16 protein-coding genes are annotated in these 16,044 nt (G+C 56.0%); 8 read left to right on the plus strand and 8 right to left on the minus strand.

Going from position 1 to position 16,044, the window contains the following annotated elements:
* Nucleotides 1-31: 31 nt before the first annotated feature.
* Complete coding sequence (locus Q0O05_RS08210; protein WP_293661984.1) at nucleotides 32-610, minus strand: hypothetical protein; 579 nt, start codon at nucleotides 608-610, stop codon at nucleotides 32-34.
* A 95-nt stretch (nucleotides 611-705) separates the two neighbouring features.
* Here Q0O05_RS08210 and Q0O05_RS08215 point away from each other — a divergent pair, with 95 nt between their 5' ends.
* The 4 genes from Q0O05_RS08215 to Q0O05_RS08230 all read left to right on the plus strand — a co-directional run bounded on the left by Q0O05_RS08215 (nucleotide 706) and on the right by Q0O05_RS08230 (nucleotide 4,027).
* Nucleotides 706-1,176 carry a DUF6641 family protein gene (locus tag Q0O05_RS08215; RefSeq protein WP_293661986.1) on the plus strand — a complete coding sequence of 157 codons (471 nt, stop codon included), beginning with the start codon at nucleotides 706-708 and terminating at the stop codon, nucleotides 1,174-1,176.
* A 447-nt stretch (nucleotides 1,177-1,623) separates the two neighbouring features.
* Nucleotides 1,624-2,289 carry a hypothetical protein gene (locus Q0O05_RS08220; RefSeq protein WP_293661987.1) on the plus strand — a complete coding sequence of 222 codons (666 nt, stop codon included), beginning with the start codon at nucleotides 1,624-1,626 and terminating at the stop codon, nucleotides 2,287-2,289.
* 77 nt (nucleotides 2,290-2,366) lie between these two features.
* A complete protein-coding gene (locus Q0O05_RS08225) occupies nucleotides 2,367-3,398 on the plus strand; it encodes a hypothetical protein (RefSeq protein ID WP_293661989.1) in 1,032 nt (343 codons plus the stop codon).
* A gap of 149 nt (nucleotides 3,399-3,547) precedes the next feature.
* Nucleotides 3,548-4,027 (plus strand): hypothetical protein, encoded by a 480-nt coding sequence (locus tag Q0O05_RS08230; protein WP_293661991.1) that lies wholly within the window; start codon nucleotides 3,548-3,550, stop codon nucleotides 4,025-4,027.
* 391 nt (nucleotides 4,028-4,418) lie between these two features.
* On the opposite strand, the gene Q0O05_RS08235 is transcribed toward Q0O05_RS08230, so the two are convergent.
* Nucleotides 4,419-4,991 (minus strand): heme-binding protein, encoded by a 573-nt coding sequence (locus Q0O05_RS08235; protein ID WP_293661993.1) that lies wholly within the window; start codon nucleotides 4,989-4,991, stop codon nucleotides 4,419-4,421.
* A 396-nt stretch (nucleotides 4,992-5,387) separates the two neighbouring features.
* Here Q0O05_RS08235 and Q0O05_RS08240 point away from each other — a divergent pair, with 396 nt between their 5' ends.
* Complete coding sequence (locus tag Q0O05_RS08240; protein ID WP_293661995.1) at nucleotides 5,388-6,011, plus strand: DUF6806 family protein; 624 nt, start codon at nucleotides 5,388-5,390, stop codon at nucleotides 6,009-6,011.
* A 105-nt stretch (nucleotides 6,012-6,116) separates the two neighbouring features.
* Nucleotides 6,117-7,355: an HD-GYP domain-containing protein gene (locus tag Q0O05_RS08245; protein ID WP_293661997.1), complete on the plus strand. Its 1,239-nt coding sequence runs from the start codon at nucleotides 6,117-6,119 to the stop codon at nucleotides 7,353-7,355.
* A gap of 117 nt (nucleotides 7,356-7,472) precedes the next feature.
* Here the strand turns inward: Q0O05_RS08245 and Q0O05_RS08250 are convergent, their stop codons facing one another.
* From Q0O05_RS08250 to Q0O05_RS08260, 3 genes are all read right to left on the minus strand, one after another.
* Nucleotides 7,473-8,708 carry an acyl-CoA dehydrogenase family protein gene (locus Q0O05_RS08250; RefSeq protein ID WP_293661999.1) on the minus strand — a complete coding sequence of 412 codons (1,236 nt, stop codon included), beginning with the start codon at nucleotides 8,706-8,708 and terminating at the stop codon, nucleotides 7,473-7,475.
* 66 nt (nucleotides 8,709-8,774) lie between these two features.
* Nucleotides 8,775-9,860, minus strand: coding sequence for a phosphotransferase family protein (locus tag Q0O05_RS08255; protein WP_293662001.1), 1,086 nt, complete (start codon nucleotides 9,858-9,860; stop codon nucleotides 8,775-8,777).
* 33 nt (nucleotides 9,861-9,893) lie between these two features.
* Nucleotides 9,894-10,613, minus strand: coding sequence for a Crp/Fnr family transcriptional regulator (locus tag Q0O05_RS08260; protein WP_293662003.1), 720 nt, complete (start codon nucleotides 10,611-10,613; stop codon nucleotides 9,894-9,896).
* A gap of 170 nt (nucleotides 10,614-10,783) precedes the next feature.
* On the opposite strand from Q0O05_RS08260, the gene Q0O05_RS08265 reads away from it, so the two are divergent.
* Nucleotides 10,784-12,793 (plus strand): hypothetical protein, encoded by a 2,010-nt coding sequence (locus Q0O05_RS08265; RefSeq protein WP_293662004.1) that lies wholly within the window; start codon nucleotides 10,784-10,786, stop codon nucleotides 12,791-12,793.
* 10 nt (nucleotides 12,794-12,803) lie between these two features.
* Here Q0O05_RS08265 and Q0O05_RS08270 read toward each other — a convergent pair whose 3' ends face one another.
* The 3 genes from Q0O05_RS08270 to lexA all read right to left on the minus strand — a co-directional run bounded on the left by Q0O05_RS08270 (nucleotide 12,804) and on the right by lexA (nucleotide 15,027).
* Nucleotides 12,804-13,811 carry a D-2-hydroxyacid dehydrogenase family protein gene (locus Q0O05_RS08270; protein WP_293662006.1) on the minus strand — a complete coding sequence of 336 codons (1,008 nt, stop codon included), beginning with the start codon at nucleotides 13,809-13,811 and terminating at the stop codon, nucleotides 12,804-12,806.
* A gap of 62 nt (nucleotides 13,812-13,873) precedes the next feature.
* A complete protein-coding gene (locus tag Q0O05_RS08275) occupies nucleotides 13,874-14,311 on the minus strand; it encodes a hypothetical protein (RefSeq protein WP_293662008.1) in 438 nt (145 codons plus the stop codon).
* Nucleotides 14,312-14,352: 41 nt separating this feature from the next.
* The gene (lexA, locus tag Q0O05_RS08280) at nucleotides 14,353-15,027 is read right to left on the minus strand and encodes a transcriptional repressor LexA (protein ID WP_293662010.1); all 675 of its coding nucleotides are present in this window, start codon (nucleotides 15,025-15,027) and stop codon (nucleotides 14,353-14,355) included.
* 106 nt (nucleotides 15,028-15,133) lie between these two features.
* On the opposite strand from lexA, the gene Q0O05_RS08285 reads away from it, so the two are divergent.
* On the plus strand, nucleotides 15,134-16,044 hold a 911-nt coding region (locus tag Q0O05_RS08285), incomplete at its 3' end, for an asparaginase (protein ID WP_293662012.1).

Genomic DNA, 16,044 nt, shown 5'->3' on the forward strand with positions numbered 1-16,044 from the left:
AAGTGCAGTCATCCAAAACTTCACATTAAACCTACTTTAGGTTTAATGCATCAGGTGGAAGCCAGAAGTTCTTTAAGTCAAGAACACCGTCTGTTCCCCACGCTTTGGTCTTATCGCTGTATGCGTCTTTCAATATGTAGTTCGTAAAAGAATTGATGGGTAATTCGTCTACTTTTCTCTGCTCTAGTTCAGTCACCTTTTCTACCCAGATGTCTTCAGACTGCCTATGAACTTTGAACCACGACTGAAGAAATATTTCTTTCAATCGATCCTTGCTCATCGTTTCTGGGATGTTCCCAATCAGAACATTGAAGTGCAGAGTCTTTTCTTGGGGCAAATCAGGACTCAGATGCTCAACAGTCGTAAACCTAATTGGCGCGAACAAGTGACGATTTCTGAATGGTAGTTTTGGGTCATTTGGATAGAGATTTAAACTTACATGCTTGAATGCGTCCTCTAAGTATTCAGAGCGTATCTGGCGCTCTGCATTGATTTTTCTCATATATTTGTTATGAGGACGAAAGTCAGAATGGATGACCATCACATATTGCATTTTGTGCAGATATGGATTGACCCAATCGTATAAATCTCGTGCTGTGTAGTCCCTCATGCATTTATTTATGCTTAATGTAATAAAACATTAAATAAATATCAGGATATGGCGTGATTTCGAGTAGGAATTTCTATTTGATGGGAGCAACATTCGTGTTCTATCAACACAAATGGAGTAAAACACAAATGGCTACACAACTGAGTTCACTGAAAATCACAAATGTCGTGCGTCAGATGACGACTAATACGAATGAATTTCGTAAAAACAAACTGCTTAAAAAGTTAGATGAGCAGATCAGTCTCGCTACAGCACAGAAGAACGGCGAATTGTTCACAGTCAAGCGACTGAAGAATGTCAAAGATGGTAATGGCAACTCAACACAGATTGAAGTACAAAAGCGTGTCAGCCCCTGGTTCTGGTCTGACAACAACAAGACTTATGTACAGATCAGATATGGAACTCGTGTGTTGGAGCTACAGAAGGGCAAGAGCACGATTGAGTGTGCTGGTCCTGATGATCTATTGAAGACATTAGGCATCGTCAAGACTGCAGTGGCGAGTGGCGAACTTGACAGTATGATTGACGCTGCGAGTGTGAAGGTTCGTGAGCGATTTGGTAGGTAATAGATGTAGTGGAGTAAAGAACTCATCGAATTTGAGGGCCTTGCCATGCTGAGCCTATATCTCTGAGAGCTTGTTGATGGGTAATGACTACACAGGGGAAAAGGTTGCAACAAAATTACCCAGAATAAACTCGATATGATGAAACGCGGGTCAGCTCATTGAGTCATCACTGCTGTAATCAAACACATGACATCACAAGGGATACAGCTCCAAGTGTCGGGCTACTCGACACTTTTCGATATGGGCGAGCAAGTTTTACAAGTCACTTTTCAACCAGCTATCTTTAAAGCCCCAGTCTGATGGTTAATAGATTTAGGAGCATGTAATATGGCAAGTGTAAGCAGCGTAATGAGTGTGCAAAGCTTTTTAGCTTATTAAATTAATAATATTTAATTGAAAAATAGATGGTTGAAAAGACAGACAATTTATTCATCAAAGGAATCAGAAATGACAAATAGAAAAAACTTTCATATAACTATTTTTTCAATAATATTTTTCTTCAGCTTACATCAAATCGCTTTAGCTGAAATACAGGTACAAGTTTCCATTGATGACCAAGCCATTATAAGTGATGATGGTCTTGGTGTAGAAGTACGGATTGATAGAAATGGAAAACTATTGAGTATTAAATCTACTCATCAACATCCCGTAGAATTTCAAGATCGTCGTGGGATTAATAAAGCTTATATAATTGCAGAAGAAAAAGCAAAAGCCAATATTGCAAGATTTATGAGCCAAGCTGTTTCAACCTCAAGAATAACAACAGAGTTAGATAGCATTACAAGTCTATCTAATCGAAATAGGTCAAGTGGTGGAGAAATCTGGACTAAAGATAACTCACGAAAAGTTGTTGAATCGATCCTCGAAGTAACAACCAGTCAAGCGTCTGCAATATTAATGGGCGTACGAGTAATCGAGCGTTCCTATAATGATAAAAATGAAGAGGCGACAGTTGTTGTAGGAATTAATGGAGACAGCGCACAAGCGGCGCAACAACTACAAAAAGGTTTAATTAATCAAGACAATAGCGACAAAAAAAAATCAACTTCTAAAAATAATTTCCCATCAATTGAAGCCGAGAAAAAACGCAGTTCCGACTTTAATAATTTTTAATAAACATTATGCTTTATAAATCGTTATTATTCATCTGTCTACTAGTATTGCATGGCTGTGCTAACTTGGATAAAGAAATGACAGGATCTATTTCCGTTGAAGTAAACGGCGTTGGTCAAACTATCGAAGAAGCTCAAAAGTCGGGATTTCGTGACGCTATACAAGAAGCGTACGGAACTCTCATGTTGTCAGAGCGGAGAATAAAGAACGATAGTTTGTTTGAAGATGATATTTCATACGCTAAAGGTGTTATTGAGAAATATACCATAATACTTAAAGAATATAATCAAAATGATCGATCTTTTCATTTAAAAATGAAGGTAACTGTTTCTCCAACATCAATCAAACGACGGTTACTTGATGCTCAGGATGCTCAAAGCGTTAACGGCGGCCTTTTGGGAAAACAAATTGCAATTGGACAAGCTCAAGCAACATCTGAGGTTGATCGATATTTAGGTGCCAGAAAACTGTTTGAGCATGTCTCCTCAAACATCGGAAGAAACATTTTTGATGTGAAAGTCGGTCAAGTTAAAACAATTAGAGACGGTCAAAAAATTTCAACCACAGTCGATGTGGATGTTGAGGCAAATCAAACTACTGTTGAAAATTTATGTTTAGCGACAAGAGAATATCACAATGCCAGGGTCAAGTCCACAGTTGGAAATTACAATTCAAATCTTAAAAATATTTGGGTTAAAAGTGGTTACAAATGCAGTACTGGCTGGATGAAAGTCGAAAATGACCATTTTCTCAAAATTCGTGATTCACTTCTCTCGGTTGGATTTTGCATGGAAATTATTAGCAATTCCTCTTCAGTGATTTCACGCACTTTTTCAAACGATTGGAAATTAGTTGATGATGGATGGGTACCATCTGCAGATTTGCTTCCCCAATATGTAAAGGGATATTCCTGCGGTACTCCCGATGGCTGTTATTACGATACTGTTGGAGAGGTAGGCGTAACACATGACTATATTAAAATCAATAAAGGCGGATTTACCTTAAAAAAGACGACATTCCCAATCATGATACCAATTTTAGATAAATCCGCCATAAATAGCATCGCTGAAATAAAAGTGAAGATTACCACCCAGTCTGAGTGTCGATGAAATTCCGAATCGATTAATATCTTTAAAATTTTTAAATCTACATCTTAATTTCATCGAGCTTTACTTCTCCAACAAGAAGAAAAGTAATAGCCAATGTTTCCGTATCTTTGTTTGATTAGATAAATACATCACTACAAAGGAATTTAGTGATGAGACTACAAGAATTCGCAGATGCAGAAGAACAGATCAAGTTGTGGAAACTGATCAGTGAAAGTGTTTGGCACAGTATCAAACAACAAGCGACTGAGCAAGAGCAAAAACGAGCTACCAGTCAAAAAAAGCCAGCAAAGAAGAAGCCACGACCCACAAGTAGCAAGAAGCCCAAGACTGTCAGCCAACCAAAGCTGCCAAGTGCTCAAAAGTCAGTCGCAGCAAACAAGCCAACCAAGCAGCAGAACAAGCAACTACCCCCACAATCAGTGAAGCCACAAGTATTGCCTCAAGTGTTCAAGAGCACTGCTAGATCCAACAGAGCGACGCCTCAACAGCAATCTACTAGTAGTCAGAGTCAGACGAGTGCAAACACGCTAAAGCAGCGTCAGAAGCACGATCCCGACTCAGTCGCCAACACTCAGCGTCAGCTTGACCCCTTCGCTGCGAATGATGTGGTGAAGAGGTTGACGAGTTGACGCAATAGCAGAGTAGGGCACATGTTCAAAAATGAAAAGCGTCCATAATTCGTCATTACCATGCCATCTATCGTCTATCATCTGACAAAGTAGACGTATATGATTGAGACTCGTGGGCGCAGTTAAGTCTGCTTAGATGTAGGTACAGTGGCGGTGGTGTTTTTAATGTCAATGTGCGATGGATTTCTGTTGCACATTTTGTGACACACGCTTTTGGAAGCGTTTTAAGTGCTTGATTTATAACAGAATTTTAATTCCGACGCACTTCTTAAAATCCGCCGCTTCGTGAATAACGGGCGTACCGGTTCGATTCCGGTCTCGGGCACCATTGTCTGTTTCAGACACTCTCAAAACCTCTAAAACCCGGCCAGGGTATCAACGAAGAAGGCGTTCAAGGCCCGATGGCCAAGTGCAGCCAGATTTCATTGCGCCGCAAAAACCACGGGGTAAACGGGGCGTCGTAGCGGGAGTACGTGGCTTCGCCAACCGGAGTGAGGTTCGCTTCGCGTAAAGCGGACTGCAGTTTTTCCAAGTGCTGTTGGTAGTTGGCGTCTGACCAAAAGCCGGAATACTGGATGACCGCCACACGGCTCGGAGCAATTTCCCGCAGAACAACTCTTTCGTCCAAGGGCTCCGGTGCGGTGGCCGGCGTTACGCCTTTGGGCAATACGAACTGGACCCGAAAACCGCCCGGTGCGCTAGATTGGGTTACTGGCGCGGTCATTTCCAGCTTCACCGGCTCAGCGGCCTGCGTGACCGGCGCGGTCATCGCAAATTTGCGTTCTCCCTTGTTTTTTCCAAAGATGTAGCCGGCCAGAATCGGGAAGGCCTGGTTCCCTGCGTCTGCTGCCGGGCCCCGTACCACGACTTCTGCCACGGTGTAAGCGGCGTACTCGCGTAGCTCTATGGCGGCTAATTTCTGAACGACCTTGTAGTCTGGTTCTTCGGTGGCGTGGCTTTTCATGGGAAGTACCATTAACAGAAGGCCGCCGAGTACGGCCCATGCAACAGCGCCACGCGCCAATGTGCGGTCCATCTTCATGGCGGGTGGTCCGGTTTGTTGTGGGCCTTCAGTATCGGGTATTCGCGGAGGTTTGGCCGTGCGACAGCGAACGCTTCATGGGAGGGGTGTTCCCGCGCATTTTGGTCGGTGAGACGCATCGGATTCGCGGTGTTTTACAGTGGCACAATCAAGCTGAGCCCCGTGTCGCTTTGAGAGGGCAGTCTGTTTTGAAAATGACGCTACCTTACCGGAGCACACTGGAGATATCCAGACCCCATTTGGCTTGGCGTCCAGAGGGGCGCTACAGTGGGCGCGCTGGTGAACGCTCTGGTTTTAGCACCAACTACAACAAGTCATATGTCACGATTCAATGCCCCGTTTGAAATCCACGTACACGGCCAAGTCGTGCTCCGCGCAGATGTTACGTACTCACACCTCCAGGAAGTCTTGAAGCCCCTGTGGCAGTATGCCGGCGGAAAAAACCTGTCAGATGCCGCCAGGAGCTGCTACGAGGAGGAGCCGGGCATTCAAATGGACGGGAACGAGCACTTGCTGCAGATGTGCTGGACGGTAGCGGGGGACGAGGACTTCCGCCAAACGCTCGACGAGGTGTGCATGAACCTGAACGAGGTGGCGATGGCAGGCGCGGCCATTGAGATCACCTTTTACGACACCGAGTTTGATGAAGAAGACGCGCAGCCGGGCGAAGAGTCGCGCGATGACTTTGTGATTGTGTTCGTGGGGCCCGATCCGGCAGCCATCATGCAGGTGCAGCGGGATATTCTGGTGCAGGACATGACCAACCTGATGGAGCGCCACTTTGACGGCGCCGAGTTGGGCGGCGTGGTGGCCGAAATTGACAAGCTCTTCTCCCAGCGCTTTGATGATCTGGTGAATTCGTTGGAAATTGGCAAGCCGCCACGCGGCACGGGCGGCTCTTCCAGCGGGCACGGCGGGCGCAAACCCCGCCATTTGCACTAGTCGCTGAAATCGTCATCGAAGGCGTTTACCCTATATGAAGCTGGCGCGTTTCAGTCAGGCTGCCGCTGGCGGCCCCATGCGTCAATGGTGGATGAGCAAAGTCTTATGCTGAAGAAAATTACCGTCGATCAGCTGGTGGTGGGTATGCACCTGAAGGAGTTTTGCGGCTCCTGGATGGAGCATCCCTTCTGGCGTTCCGGTTTCGTGATCACCGATGCCAAAGACATCGCAAGCATTCGCACCAGTGCAATCCGCGAGGTGTGGATTGACTGCAGCAAAGGGCTGGATGTGGCCGCGGGCGAGGCCACTTTGTCTGAGGCTGAGACCGATGTACAGGTGGATGCGGAAATGGCGGCGGCCGACGTGCAGGAGCGCGATTTGGCGCCGGTACCGGTGAAGGAGGAACTGGAGCGCGCCGCCAAGATTTGCCAGCAGTCCAAGCAGGCGGTGATGTCCATGTTCGAGGAAGCCCGTATGGGCAATACCGTGGACTCCGGCGTGGCCCAGCAACTGGTGCAGGAAATTACCGATTCCGTCACCCGCAACCCGGGCGCCCTGATCAGCCTGGCGCGGCTCAAGAGCGCGGACGACTACACCTACATGCATTCGGTAGCGGTATGCGCCATGATGGTGGCGCTCGCCAAGCAGCTGGGGCTGAGCGAGGCGGAAATCCGCTCGGCCGGGATTGCCGGTTTGATGCACGACCTGGGCAAGGCTTTGATGCCGACCGAGGTGCTGAACAAGCCCGGCAAGCTGACAGCAGCCGAGTTCGACATCATGAAAAAGCACCCCGAAGAGGGGCACCGGTTGCTCCAAGGCGGATTTAGCGTCGATCCGATGGTGATGGATGTGTGCCTGCACCACCACGAAAAGGTCGATGGCTCGGGCTACCCCAAAGGTCTAAAAGGCGATGAGATCAGCATTTACGCGAAGATGGGCGCGGTGTGCGATGTGTATGACGCCATCACCTCCAACCGCCCCTACAAATCCGGTTGGGACCCCGCAGAGTCGCTGCGCAAGATGGCGGAGTGGAGCAACGGGCACTTTGACGGAAAGGTGTTCCAGGCCTTTGTGAAGAGCATGGGCATTTATCCCATCGGTTCGCTGGTCCGGCTGCACTCCGGCCGCTTAGGCATCGTGGTGGACCAAACCGCCAAATCGCTCACCACGCCCTGCGTGAAAGTCTTTTACTCGGTTCAATCGAACCTGCGCATTCCGCCGGAGGTGATCGACCTTTCCAAACCCGGTGTGAAAGACAAAATCACCGGCCGCGAAGACCCCGCGAAATGGAACTTCCCCGATATCAACGAACTCTGGTGTGGCATGCCCAGCACAAGCTGGTAATTTGGGGTCAAAACACCCTGTAACGCCCGTAGATATTGCGTGAATAGCTATTAAAAGTGTAGCGTTTTGCTGCTACTCCCACCTCGCAGGCAGATGGGGTAATTCACCCGGCCGGGCCTAGGCGGCGTACTTCCCCAGCTCGGTTTTTGCGATGGCGTTGCGGTGGACTTCATCGGGGCCGTCGGCAAAGCGCAGGGTGCGGGCGCAGGTGTAGGCGTAGGCGAGGGGGAAGTCGTCACACATGCCGCCGCCGCCATGCGCCTGGATGGCCCAGTCGATGACCTCGCAGGCCATATTGGGGGCCACCACCTTGATCATCGAGATTTCGTTTTTGGCGAACTTGTTGCCCGCCTTGTCCATCATCCACGCGGTTTTCAGGGTGAGCAGGCGGGCCATGTCGATTTTGCAACGGGCTTCGGCGATGCGCTCCTGTGTCACGGTCTGGGCGGAAACCGCTTTGCCGAACGCCACGCGGCTGCTGGCGCGGCGGCACATCAGCTCGAGCGCACGCTCGGCCAGGCCGATGAGTCGCATGCAGTGGTGGATGCGACCGGGGCCAAGGCGGCCTTGCGCGATCTCAAACCCACGGCCTTCGCCCAGCAACATGTTGGCAGCCGGCACGCGCACATTGTCGAAGACCATTTCCATGTGGCCGTGGGGGGCGTCGTCGTAGCCGAAGACGCTCAAGGGCCGCAGGATGCTAATGCCCGGGGTGTCGGCCGGAATAAGGATCATGCTTTGCTGGCTGTGGCGGGGGGCCTCCGGGTCGGTTTTTCCCATAGTGATGAAGACGGAGCAGCGCGGATCTCCCGCGCCCGAAATCCACCACTTGCGGCCGTTGATCAGGTAGTCGTCACCCTGGCGCTCGATGCGGGTGGCAATGTTGGTGGCGTCGCTGGAGGCGACGGCCGGCTCGGTCATGGCGAAGGCTGACCGGATCTTGCCGTCCATCAGGGGTTTGAGCCAGCGTTGCTTGGCCTCGGCCGAGCCGTAGCGGGCAATGGTCTCCATGTTGCCGGTGTCGGGCGCTGAGCAGTTAAACACCTCGCTGGCCCAAGGCACACGGCCCATGATTTCGGCCAGCGGTGCGTATTCCTGGTTGGTGAGCCCCGCGCCGTGAAAGCCTGCCGCCTCGGCGCTGTCCACCGGCATGAACAGGTTCCACAGGCCAGCGGCTTGGGACTTCGGCTTGAGGTCTTCAATGGTGTTGAGCGGCGTCCAACGTTTTCCGGCCGCAGTGTTGGCCGTGATTTCGGCGTGGTACGCGCCCTCAGCGGGGTAGATGTGTTCTTCCATGAACGCAAGCAGTCGCTGCTGCAGCGCTTGGGTCTTGGGGGAGTAGTCAAAGTCCATGGGGTATCCTTGGTTGTGGATATAGGTTGTTGTGTGCTGCGGTGGGCTGTGCTGAGTTGGCCTGCTTCAGGCGCGCTGGGCAAACTGCCATGCCATCTGCGCCAGGGGCCGCGCACCGGCGGCCGCGCTCACGGCTTGGGCGCTGGAGGCGGTGCCATCCTCCAGCCGCTTGGCAATGCCTTGCAGGATGGCGGCCATGCGGAACATGTTGTAGGCCATGTAAAAGTTCCAATCGGCCTGCAGCTGCGCCGGTGTGGCAATGCCGGTGCGCTCGCAATAGCGGGCGATGTAGTCGGCCTCGGAGGGAATGCCCAGTCCGGCCAGGTCGAGCCCGCCGATGCCCCGGAACGCGCCGGGCGGTATGTGCCAAGCCATGCAGTGGTAGCTGAAATCGGCCAGGGGGTGCCCCAGGGTCGAGAGCTCCCAGTCCAGCACCGCCAGAACGCGGGGCTGGTCGGCATCAAAGAGCAGGTTGTCGAGCCGGAAGTCGCCGTGGACGATGCGCACCATCGAATCATCGCGCGCCATGGCCGGAATATGGGCGGGCAGCCAGGCCATGAGTTCATCCATTTCAGGGATGGGTGCGGTGACCGAGGCCACATACTGCCGGCTCCAGCGGCCGATCTGCCGCTCGAAATAGTTGCCCGGCTTGCCATAGCCCGCGAGCCCGCGCTCGGCGTAGGGAACGGTGTGCAGGGCGGCAATGACGCGGTTCATGGCGTCGTAAATGTCGGCGCGCTGGGGGGGCGACATGTCGGGCAGCGATTGGTCCCACAGCACCCGGCCCTGAACAAACTCCATCACATAAAAAGCGCGGCCGATGATGCCCTCGTCCTCGCACAGGCACAACATCTCGGGTACCGGCACATCGCTACCCTGGAGGCCGCGCATGACGGTAAATTCGCGTTCAATAGCGTGCGCGGAGGGCAGCAGCTTGGCCACCGGCCCCGGCTTGGCGCGCATCACGTAGCTGCGCCCCGGGGTGATGAGCTTGTAGGTGGGGTTGGATTGCCCGCCCTTGAACATCTCCAGCCGCAGCGGGCCGCAGTAGCCGGGCAGGTGGGCTTGCAGCCACTGTTCCAGCGCAGCTTCGTCCAGTGCGTGTTGGGCAGACACACTGCCGGTGCCTACAAAATGATCAAATTCACTCATAGGCGTACGGTGCGTCCTGTGGGGTTGAAGGGTTTAACTGTCGGATTCGGTGATGCGCATCAGGGCTTCGCGGTTGCGAATGACCAGCCCGCCGGGCTCGATGCGGATAGCATCCTCGCGCTCCATGTACTTGAGCTCCTGGTTGACCCGCTGGCGCGATGCGCCCAGCAGCTGCGCAAGCTCCTCCTGCGCCAGCTGCAGGCCGATGCGCACTTCGCTGGCATCGCTCAGGGATGGAACGCCATAGCTGCGCACCAGGTGCAGCAGCTGCTTGGCCAAACGGGCCCGCAGGGGCAGGGTGTTGAGGTCTTCCACCAAGCCATAAAGCTGCCGGATACGACGCGCATGCAGGCGTAAAAGCGCTTCGTATAGCTCGACGTGGCTGGCCAAAATTTTCTGGAAGTCCGCCTTGGCAACGCACAGCGCTGTGGTCTCGCCATGGGCGTAGGCATCGTGGGTGCGACGGTCGCCGTCGAAGATGGACACATCGCCGAACCAGATGCCCGGCTCCACATAGGTCAGGGTAATTTGCTTGCCAGAGATGGAGGTAGAGCTCACCCGAACCGCGCCCTTGGCGCAGGCCATCCACTCCTCGGGCGGTTCTCCGCGTGCGACGATGAGCTCGCTGTCTTTGAACCGCTTGACGTAGGCGCATCGGAGGATGTCGTGTTTGAGGGACGGGGAGAGGGTGGAAAACCAGCGCCCCGCGTTGATGGCGGAGCGCTCTTCAATAGTAAGAATGGGTTCGTCCATGGTCTGTCTTGTGGGTGACTGAAAGTGGCTGGGCAGGGGGGCGGATTGTCGCCCCCGTGACGGGCGCTGCTCGCCGCGGCGAGTCGCAATTCTGACAGGCGGCTGTGATTAAATCCTTCGCAACCATGATGCGTGCCGCCCCTTTCAGAATTTGCGCCCTTACGGCTGCCATGCTCTTCGTCTCTTGCAGCAGCCAAGCCCTGACGCTGGGCCGCATTCGGGGTGCGGCCATCATCGCGCAGCCGCTCAGCCTGAGCATTTCGGTGTCCGCGGCGGTCGATGAAGATGTGAGGGACATCTGCTTTGAAGCCGACGTGCTCTACGGTGACAACAAGGTAGACGCCAGCCGCGTCACGCTCACCCCCGAATCCCCCGCCGCAGGAAAAAGCTGGCAGGTTCGCATTGAGTCCCGCCTGCCGGTGGATGAGCCGGTGGTGACCGTGGATCTCAAATCCTCCTGCGGCGCGAAGACCTCGCGGCGCTATGTGTTGCTGGCCGATGTGGCGCCTGAGACAGTGGTTGTAGCGCCCTTGGCCTCTCAGGGTGCAGCAGCGAGGGCAGAGCTCACAGCGGAGCGCCCCGTAGCCGCCGGGCTCCCGGCGGACCTGAAATTGCCGGGCGCAGTGCCCGCTGCTGTGCCCGCGGCAAAGCGGAGCAAGAGTGCGCAAGGCCTGCAGGGTGGCGGTGCCTCGACTCTAAGCAAGGCCGATGGCACGGCCAAGTCCCGCCTGAAGCTTGCGCCTTTGGACTTGTCGCCGGAACGCGACCCCGTTCTGCGAGTGACGCCCGAGTTGACCAGCAGCCCCAGCGATGACCCGCAAAAACGCGGAGAGGCCGCCGCCTTGTGGCGCTCTCTCAACCTCTCGCCGGAGGATGTGATGCGCGACGCCGCTCGCCTGCAGGGACTGGAGCGTGACGTGAAGATGCTGACCGGAGCATCGGGCCAGAACCAGCGACAGCTCGCGGACCTGACCGCCCGGCTGGAACGCGCTGAAAGCGACAGCAGCTGGAGCGCATGGGCCTTGGGATTGGCTGCATTGTTGGCCTTGGTAGCCGGCGGCGCGGTGTGGTGGCTCCGCCGCCAGCACCAGACCGAGTCCCGTCACCTGCCTTGGTGGCGCAGCGCCGGAGCCGGAGCCGCTGCCGATTCCCGCTTAGAGATAGAGGCTGATGTCGACGCTTTCATCGCATCCACCACGAGCCAGCCAGCGCCCGCAGTAGCGAACCCGCGCCCCGATCCAGTTGCGCCCGTCCGGTCGCCAGCGCCAGGCGCCGTCTTGCCTGCTGCGCAGAGCCATGTGGCCGCCCAAGAGGCCGCCCAGGATGTGGACATCGATCTCGACTTGGACATGGATTTAGACCTGGATCTTGATTTGGATTTGGGGGATGAAATCGGTGTGGGTGGCGGTGTGGATGCTGGTGTGGTGGAGGTGCCTGCGCCATTGCCACAGGCGCAGCATGCGGCCGGCGTGGCAGGCCAGCGTGATTTTTCTAGCAGCCTGAACAGCACCCTGCGGGCCATCAATACCCAGGAAATGCTGGACACGCGTCAGCAGGCTGAGTTCTTTATGGCTCTGGGGCAGTACGACAGCGCCATTGAGATGCTCCGGGCGCACATCGCGGACGCGGAAGACCTGAACCCATCCATCTACCTTGATCTGCTCGAGATTTATCACACGCTCAGCCGCAAGGACGATTTCGACCGATGCCGGGATGAGTTTCAGGTCATCTTCACCGGCCGGGTGCCCCACTACGCTGAATTTCAGCGGCGTGGTGAGACGTTGGACGCATTCCCCGAGCTCTGCAACCACCTCGTCAAGCTCTGGCCCTCGCGCGAGGCATTGGACTTTCTTGCATCCTGCCTGGTTCGCCATCCGGACTCCGCAGCCCGCATGGAGTTTGACCTCGAGGCTTTCAAGGAGCTGCTGATGTTGCACGGGGTGGCTGGCCGGCTGGTGCACGCACTGGGCGGCGTGGCGGTGGGCCTGGGCGCCCGCAAGCCCACCGAGCTGCAGGGCGCTGATTTCCAGACGGGCCCCATGCCGCTCGACATTTCCTCGCCGGTGAGCACGACCCCGCCTTTGGACATTGATGTCGGTCTGGATATCCCGGCTGATCAGGCCCCCGTGAACCTGATTGACTTTGATGTTTCGGGCTTGGAAAAAGGCCCGAAAAGCTGATCTCTCTTGCCTAGCGGCGAACCTGCAGGGCGCCGGGGTTGACGATGTTGGAGGGCGTGCCCCTGATGTAGTTCACCACGTTGTCAAACGCGGCGCCGAAGTACATCTCGTAGCTGTCTTGCTCCACGTACCCGATGTGCGGCGTGCAGATGCAGTTTTCCAGCCGGAGCAGGGCGTGCCCCTGCAGGATGGGCTCGGACTCAAACACGTCAATGGCGGCCAAGCCCGGGCGTCCGCGGTTCAGCCCGCCAATCAGGGCGTCGATTTCAATCAACTCGGAGCGCGAAGTGTTGACCAGCAGGGAGGTGGGTTTCATGCAGGCCAAGTCGTTGGCTGTAACGATATGGCGGGTCGCGTCGCTCAGGCGCAGATGCAGGGACAACACGTCGCTCTGGGCAAAGAATGACTCCCGGTCGGGTGCAACCGCGTAGCCATCTGCCAGCGCTTTGTTACGCGAGGCTTCGCTGCCCCAAATCTGCACTTTCATGCCAAAGGCTTTGCCGTAGCCGGCGACCAACTGCCCTATCCGGCCATACCCCCAAATGCCCAAGTTTTTGCCGTGCAGCAGGTTGCCCAGGCCGAAATTGGGAGGCATGGAGCCAGCCTTGAGGCCACTTTGCTGCCACGCGCCGTGTTTGAGGTTGCCGATGTACTGCGGCAGCCGTCGCATGGCAGCCAAGACCAGAGCCCAGGTGAGTTCGGCGGGCGCTGTCGGAGAGCCGACGCCTTCGGCCACGGCCACACCTTTTTCGGTGCAGGCTTGCACATCAATGTGCGAACCTGCTTTGCCGGTCTGCGCGATCAGCTTGAGCTTGGGGAGTTTGTCGATGAGGGCGCGGTTGATATGGGTGCGCTCGCGTGTCAGGACAATGATGTCTGCGTCTTTGAGCCTAACTGAGAGCTGCCCCTGGCCTTTGACGGTGTTGGTGTAGACCTTCGCGTTGTAGCTGTCGAGTTTGGATGCGCACTGCAGCTTTCGCACTGCGTCCTGGTAGTCGTCAAGAATCACAATATTCATAGGCCGCCATTGTGCCTTGAGGGGGCAGCGCCCAGAATGGCTGCCCGGGTTCGGAGCGTGAATCAGGCGGCTTCGCAGGCGGCCAGCCGGTCCAGCTCGGCGCAGACGTCTGCCATGCGTCCGGAAATGACCATACGACCCACTTGGCTGCGCGGCTGGCCCCGCTCTACCACGCGGACTACGCGCAGCGGATGAACCGGGGACGGGGCATGCGAGGGGACTTTGGACGATGCCTTAAAAATATCGGCTTTTGAGCAGTTTTCGCCTGCCGATACTGCGCCGGCAGCTACAAAAGGCATAGCAAAAATCGGCTGGCGGGGTGCCGGTTTGGCGCCAACAGTCTCTCGGCGGGGGAGGATGTACTGCCACAAGCCTTGCGCCAGCGCGTACAGGCTCGGGGAGGCAGGCCGGTCGCTGGGGAGTGCTCTAGAGAACGCAGCAGAGCGCGCGACAAGGGAGGCAAAAGGGGAGGCAAAAGGCTGTGTGAAGCTGATGGACATGGTGAGGGTGTTCCGGTCGGGGTGGCGGGTTTGCGGGTGGTTTACATCAGCATGGTGTTGCGTATCAGGCCAACGGCCAAGCCCTCAATCTCGAAGGGCTCGCCGGGTTCCACCACGATGGTCTGGTAATCGGGGTTTTCGGCATGCAGCTCGATCAGGTGCTTGTTGCGGCGGAAGCGCTTGACGGTGACCTCTTCGCCCAGGCGGGCCACGATGATCTGGCCGTTTTTTGCATCTTTGGTTGATTGAACGGCGAGCAGGTCGCCGTCCATGATGCCGGCGTCGCGCATTGACATGCCGCGCACCTTGAGCAGGTAGTCGGGTTGGCGCTGGAACAGGCTGTTTTCTACGTAATAGGTTTGGTCCACATGCTCTTGCGCGAGGATGGGCGAGCCGGCTGCCACCCGGCCGATGAGGGGGAGCGCCAACTGCGCCAGCCCCGGCAGCGGCAAAGAAAACTGCTTGAGCCGCGACTCCTGCATGGAGCGCAGGACATCACCCTTGAGCCGAATGCCGCGTGAGGTGCCACTGACCAGCTCGATCACGCCTTTGCGGGCCAAGGCCTGCAAGTGTTCCTCGGCCGCGTTGGCGGACTTGAAGCCGAGTTCGCTGGCGATCTCTGCACGCGTGGGGGGGGCGCCGGTGCGGGAAATCGCGGTTTGGATCAGATCAAAAATCTGCTGCTGGCGGGCGGTGAGTTTCGGGCTTTCAAGCATACTGGCTCCTAAGTGACTGAAGGGGCTGTGGGTTCGTACACACTGTTTTCTTATCCAGTAGCTGTATTTTCAACCAGTTTTTTATTTTTTGCAAGCGGGGGGCGCGATGTCGGCGAAAAAAGTGGTGGTTTTGGGCACCGGTGGGACGATTGCCGGGCGGGCAAGCTCCGCCGCTGACAACCTGGGTTACCGCGCGGGCGAGCTGGGGGTGGATGCACTGCTGGCGGATTTACCCTGGCTGCCTGCACGGCTGCAAGGTGCGCACCTGGTGAGCGAGCAAGTGGCGCAGCTCGATAGCAAAGATATGGACTGGGACACTTGGGGCCGTTTGCTGCAGGCCTGCGAGCGGCATCTGGCGGATGCTGACGTATTCGGGCTGGTCATTACCCATGGCACCGACACGCTGGAGGAGACCGCCTATTTCCTGCACCTCGCCCTGTCTCCCGTCTTGCAGCGCAAGCCGGTGGTGCTCACCTGCGCCATGCGGCCGTCTACTGCGCTGGCGTCCGATGGGCCGCAGAACGTGCTCGATGCCATCTCGGTGGTGTTGGACCCGCAAGGCGCCGGTGTGCTGGTGGCGTGCGCTGGGGCAGTGCATGCGGCCGATTTTGTGCATAAGGCGCATCCCTACCGGGTAGATGCGTTCGACTCCGGCGAAGCGGGGCCTCGCGGTTGGGTAGAAGAGGGCCGCGTACGGTGGGCCTCGCTGCCGGCCGGGCGCTTTGGGGATGCTGAAGTTCCGGGGGCGGCAGGCTGCTGCGCAAGCGCTGCGCCGCTGGTGCCCCTGACGCCCGCGCCGCGGGTGGAGTTGCTGATGAATTACGCCGGCGCGGGTGGCGTGGTGGTGGACGCCTTGTGCGCGCAGGGCGAGGCGGCTTCAGCGCTGCGGGGGCTGGTGGTAGCCGGCACGGGCAATGGCTCGGTGAACGCGGGCATGCTCGAATCGTTGCAACGTGCGGCGCAGCAGGGCGTGGCGGTGGTATTGGCCAGCCGCTGCGAAAAAGGCGGCGTGGTGCC

This window comes from Rhodoferax sp. OV413, assembly GCF_945881795.1.
Taxonomy (GTDB): Bacteria; Pseudomonadota; Gammaproteobacteria; order Burkholderiales; family Burkholderiaceae_C; genus Allorhodoferax.

What these genes read in the sequence shown, in the direction of transcription:
- Q0O05_RS08260 (WP_293662003.1), bottom strand. Translation starts at nt 10,613, where the DNA reads ATGGACGAACCCATTCTTACTATTGAAGAGCGCTCCGCCATCAACGCG.
- Q0O05_RS08265 (WP_293662004.1), top strand. Translation starts at nt 10,784, where the DNA reads ATGCTCTTCGTCTCTTGCAGCAGCCAAGCCCTGACGCTGGGCCGCATT.
- Q0O05_RS08225 (WP_293661989.1), top strand. Translation starts at nt 2,367, where the DNA reads ATGACAGGATCTATTTCCGTTGAAGTAAACGGCGTTGGTCAAACTATC.
- Q0O05_RS08210 (WP_293661984.1), bottom strand. Translation starts at nt 610, where the DNA reads ATGAGGGACTACACAGCACGAGATTTATACGATTGGGTCAATCCATAT.
- Q0O05_RS08270 (WP_293662006.1), bottom strand. Translation starts at nt 13,811, where the DNA reads ATGAATATTGTGATTCTTGACGACTACCAGGACGCAGTGCGAAAGCTG.
- Q0O05_RS08250 (WP_293661999.1), bottom strand. Translation starts at nt 8,708, where the DNA reads ATGGACTTTGACTACTCCCCCAAGACCCAAGCGCTGCAGCAGCGACTG.
- Q0O05_RS08220 (WP_293661987.1), top strand. Translation starts at nt 1,624, where the DNA reads ATGACAAATAGAAAAAACTTTCATATAACTATTTTTTCAATAATATTT.
- Q0O05_RS08240 (WP_293661995.1), top strand. Translation starts at nt 5,388, where the DNA reads ATGTCACGATTCAATGCCCCGTTTGAAATCCACGTACACGGCCAAGTC.
- Q0O05_RS08255 (WP_293662001.1), bottom strand. Translation starts at nt 9,860, where the DNA reads ATGAGTGAATTTGATCATTTTGTAGGCACCGGCAGTGTGTCTGCCCAA.
- Q0O05_RS08235 (WP_293661993.1), bottom strand. Translation starts at nt 4,991, where the DNA reads ATGAAAAGCCACGCCACCGAAGAACCAGACTACAAGGTCGTTCAGAAA.
- lexA (WP_293662010.1), bottom strand. Translation starts at nt 15,027, where the DNA reads ATGCTTGAAAGCCCGAAACTCACCGCCCGCCAGCAGCAGATTTTTGAT.
- Q0O05_RS08245 (WP_293661997.1), top strand. Translation starts at nt 6,117, where the DNA reads ATGCTGAAGAAAATTACCGTCGATCAGCTGGTGGTGGGTATGCACCTG.
- Q0O05_RS08275 (WP_293662008.1), bottom strand. Translation starts at nt 14,311, where the DNA reads ATGTCCATCAGCTTCACACAGCCTTTTGCCTCCCCTTTTGCCTCCCTT.
- Q0O05_RS08230 (WP_293661991.1), top strand. Translation starts at nt 3,548, where the DNA reads ATGAGACTACAAGAATTCGCAGATGCAGAAGAACAGATCAAGTTGTGG.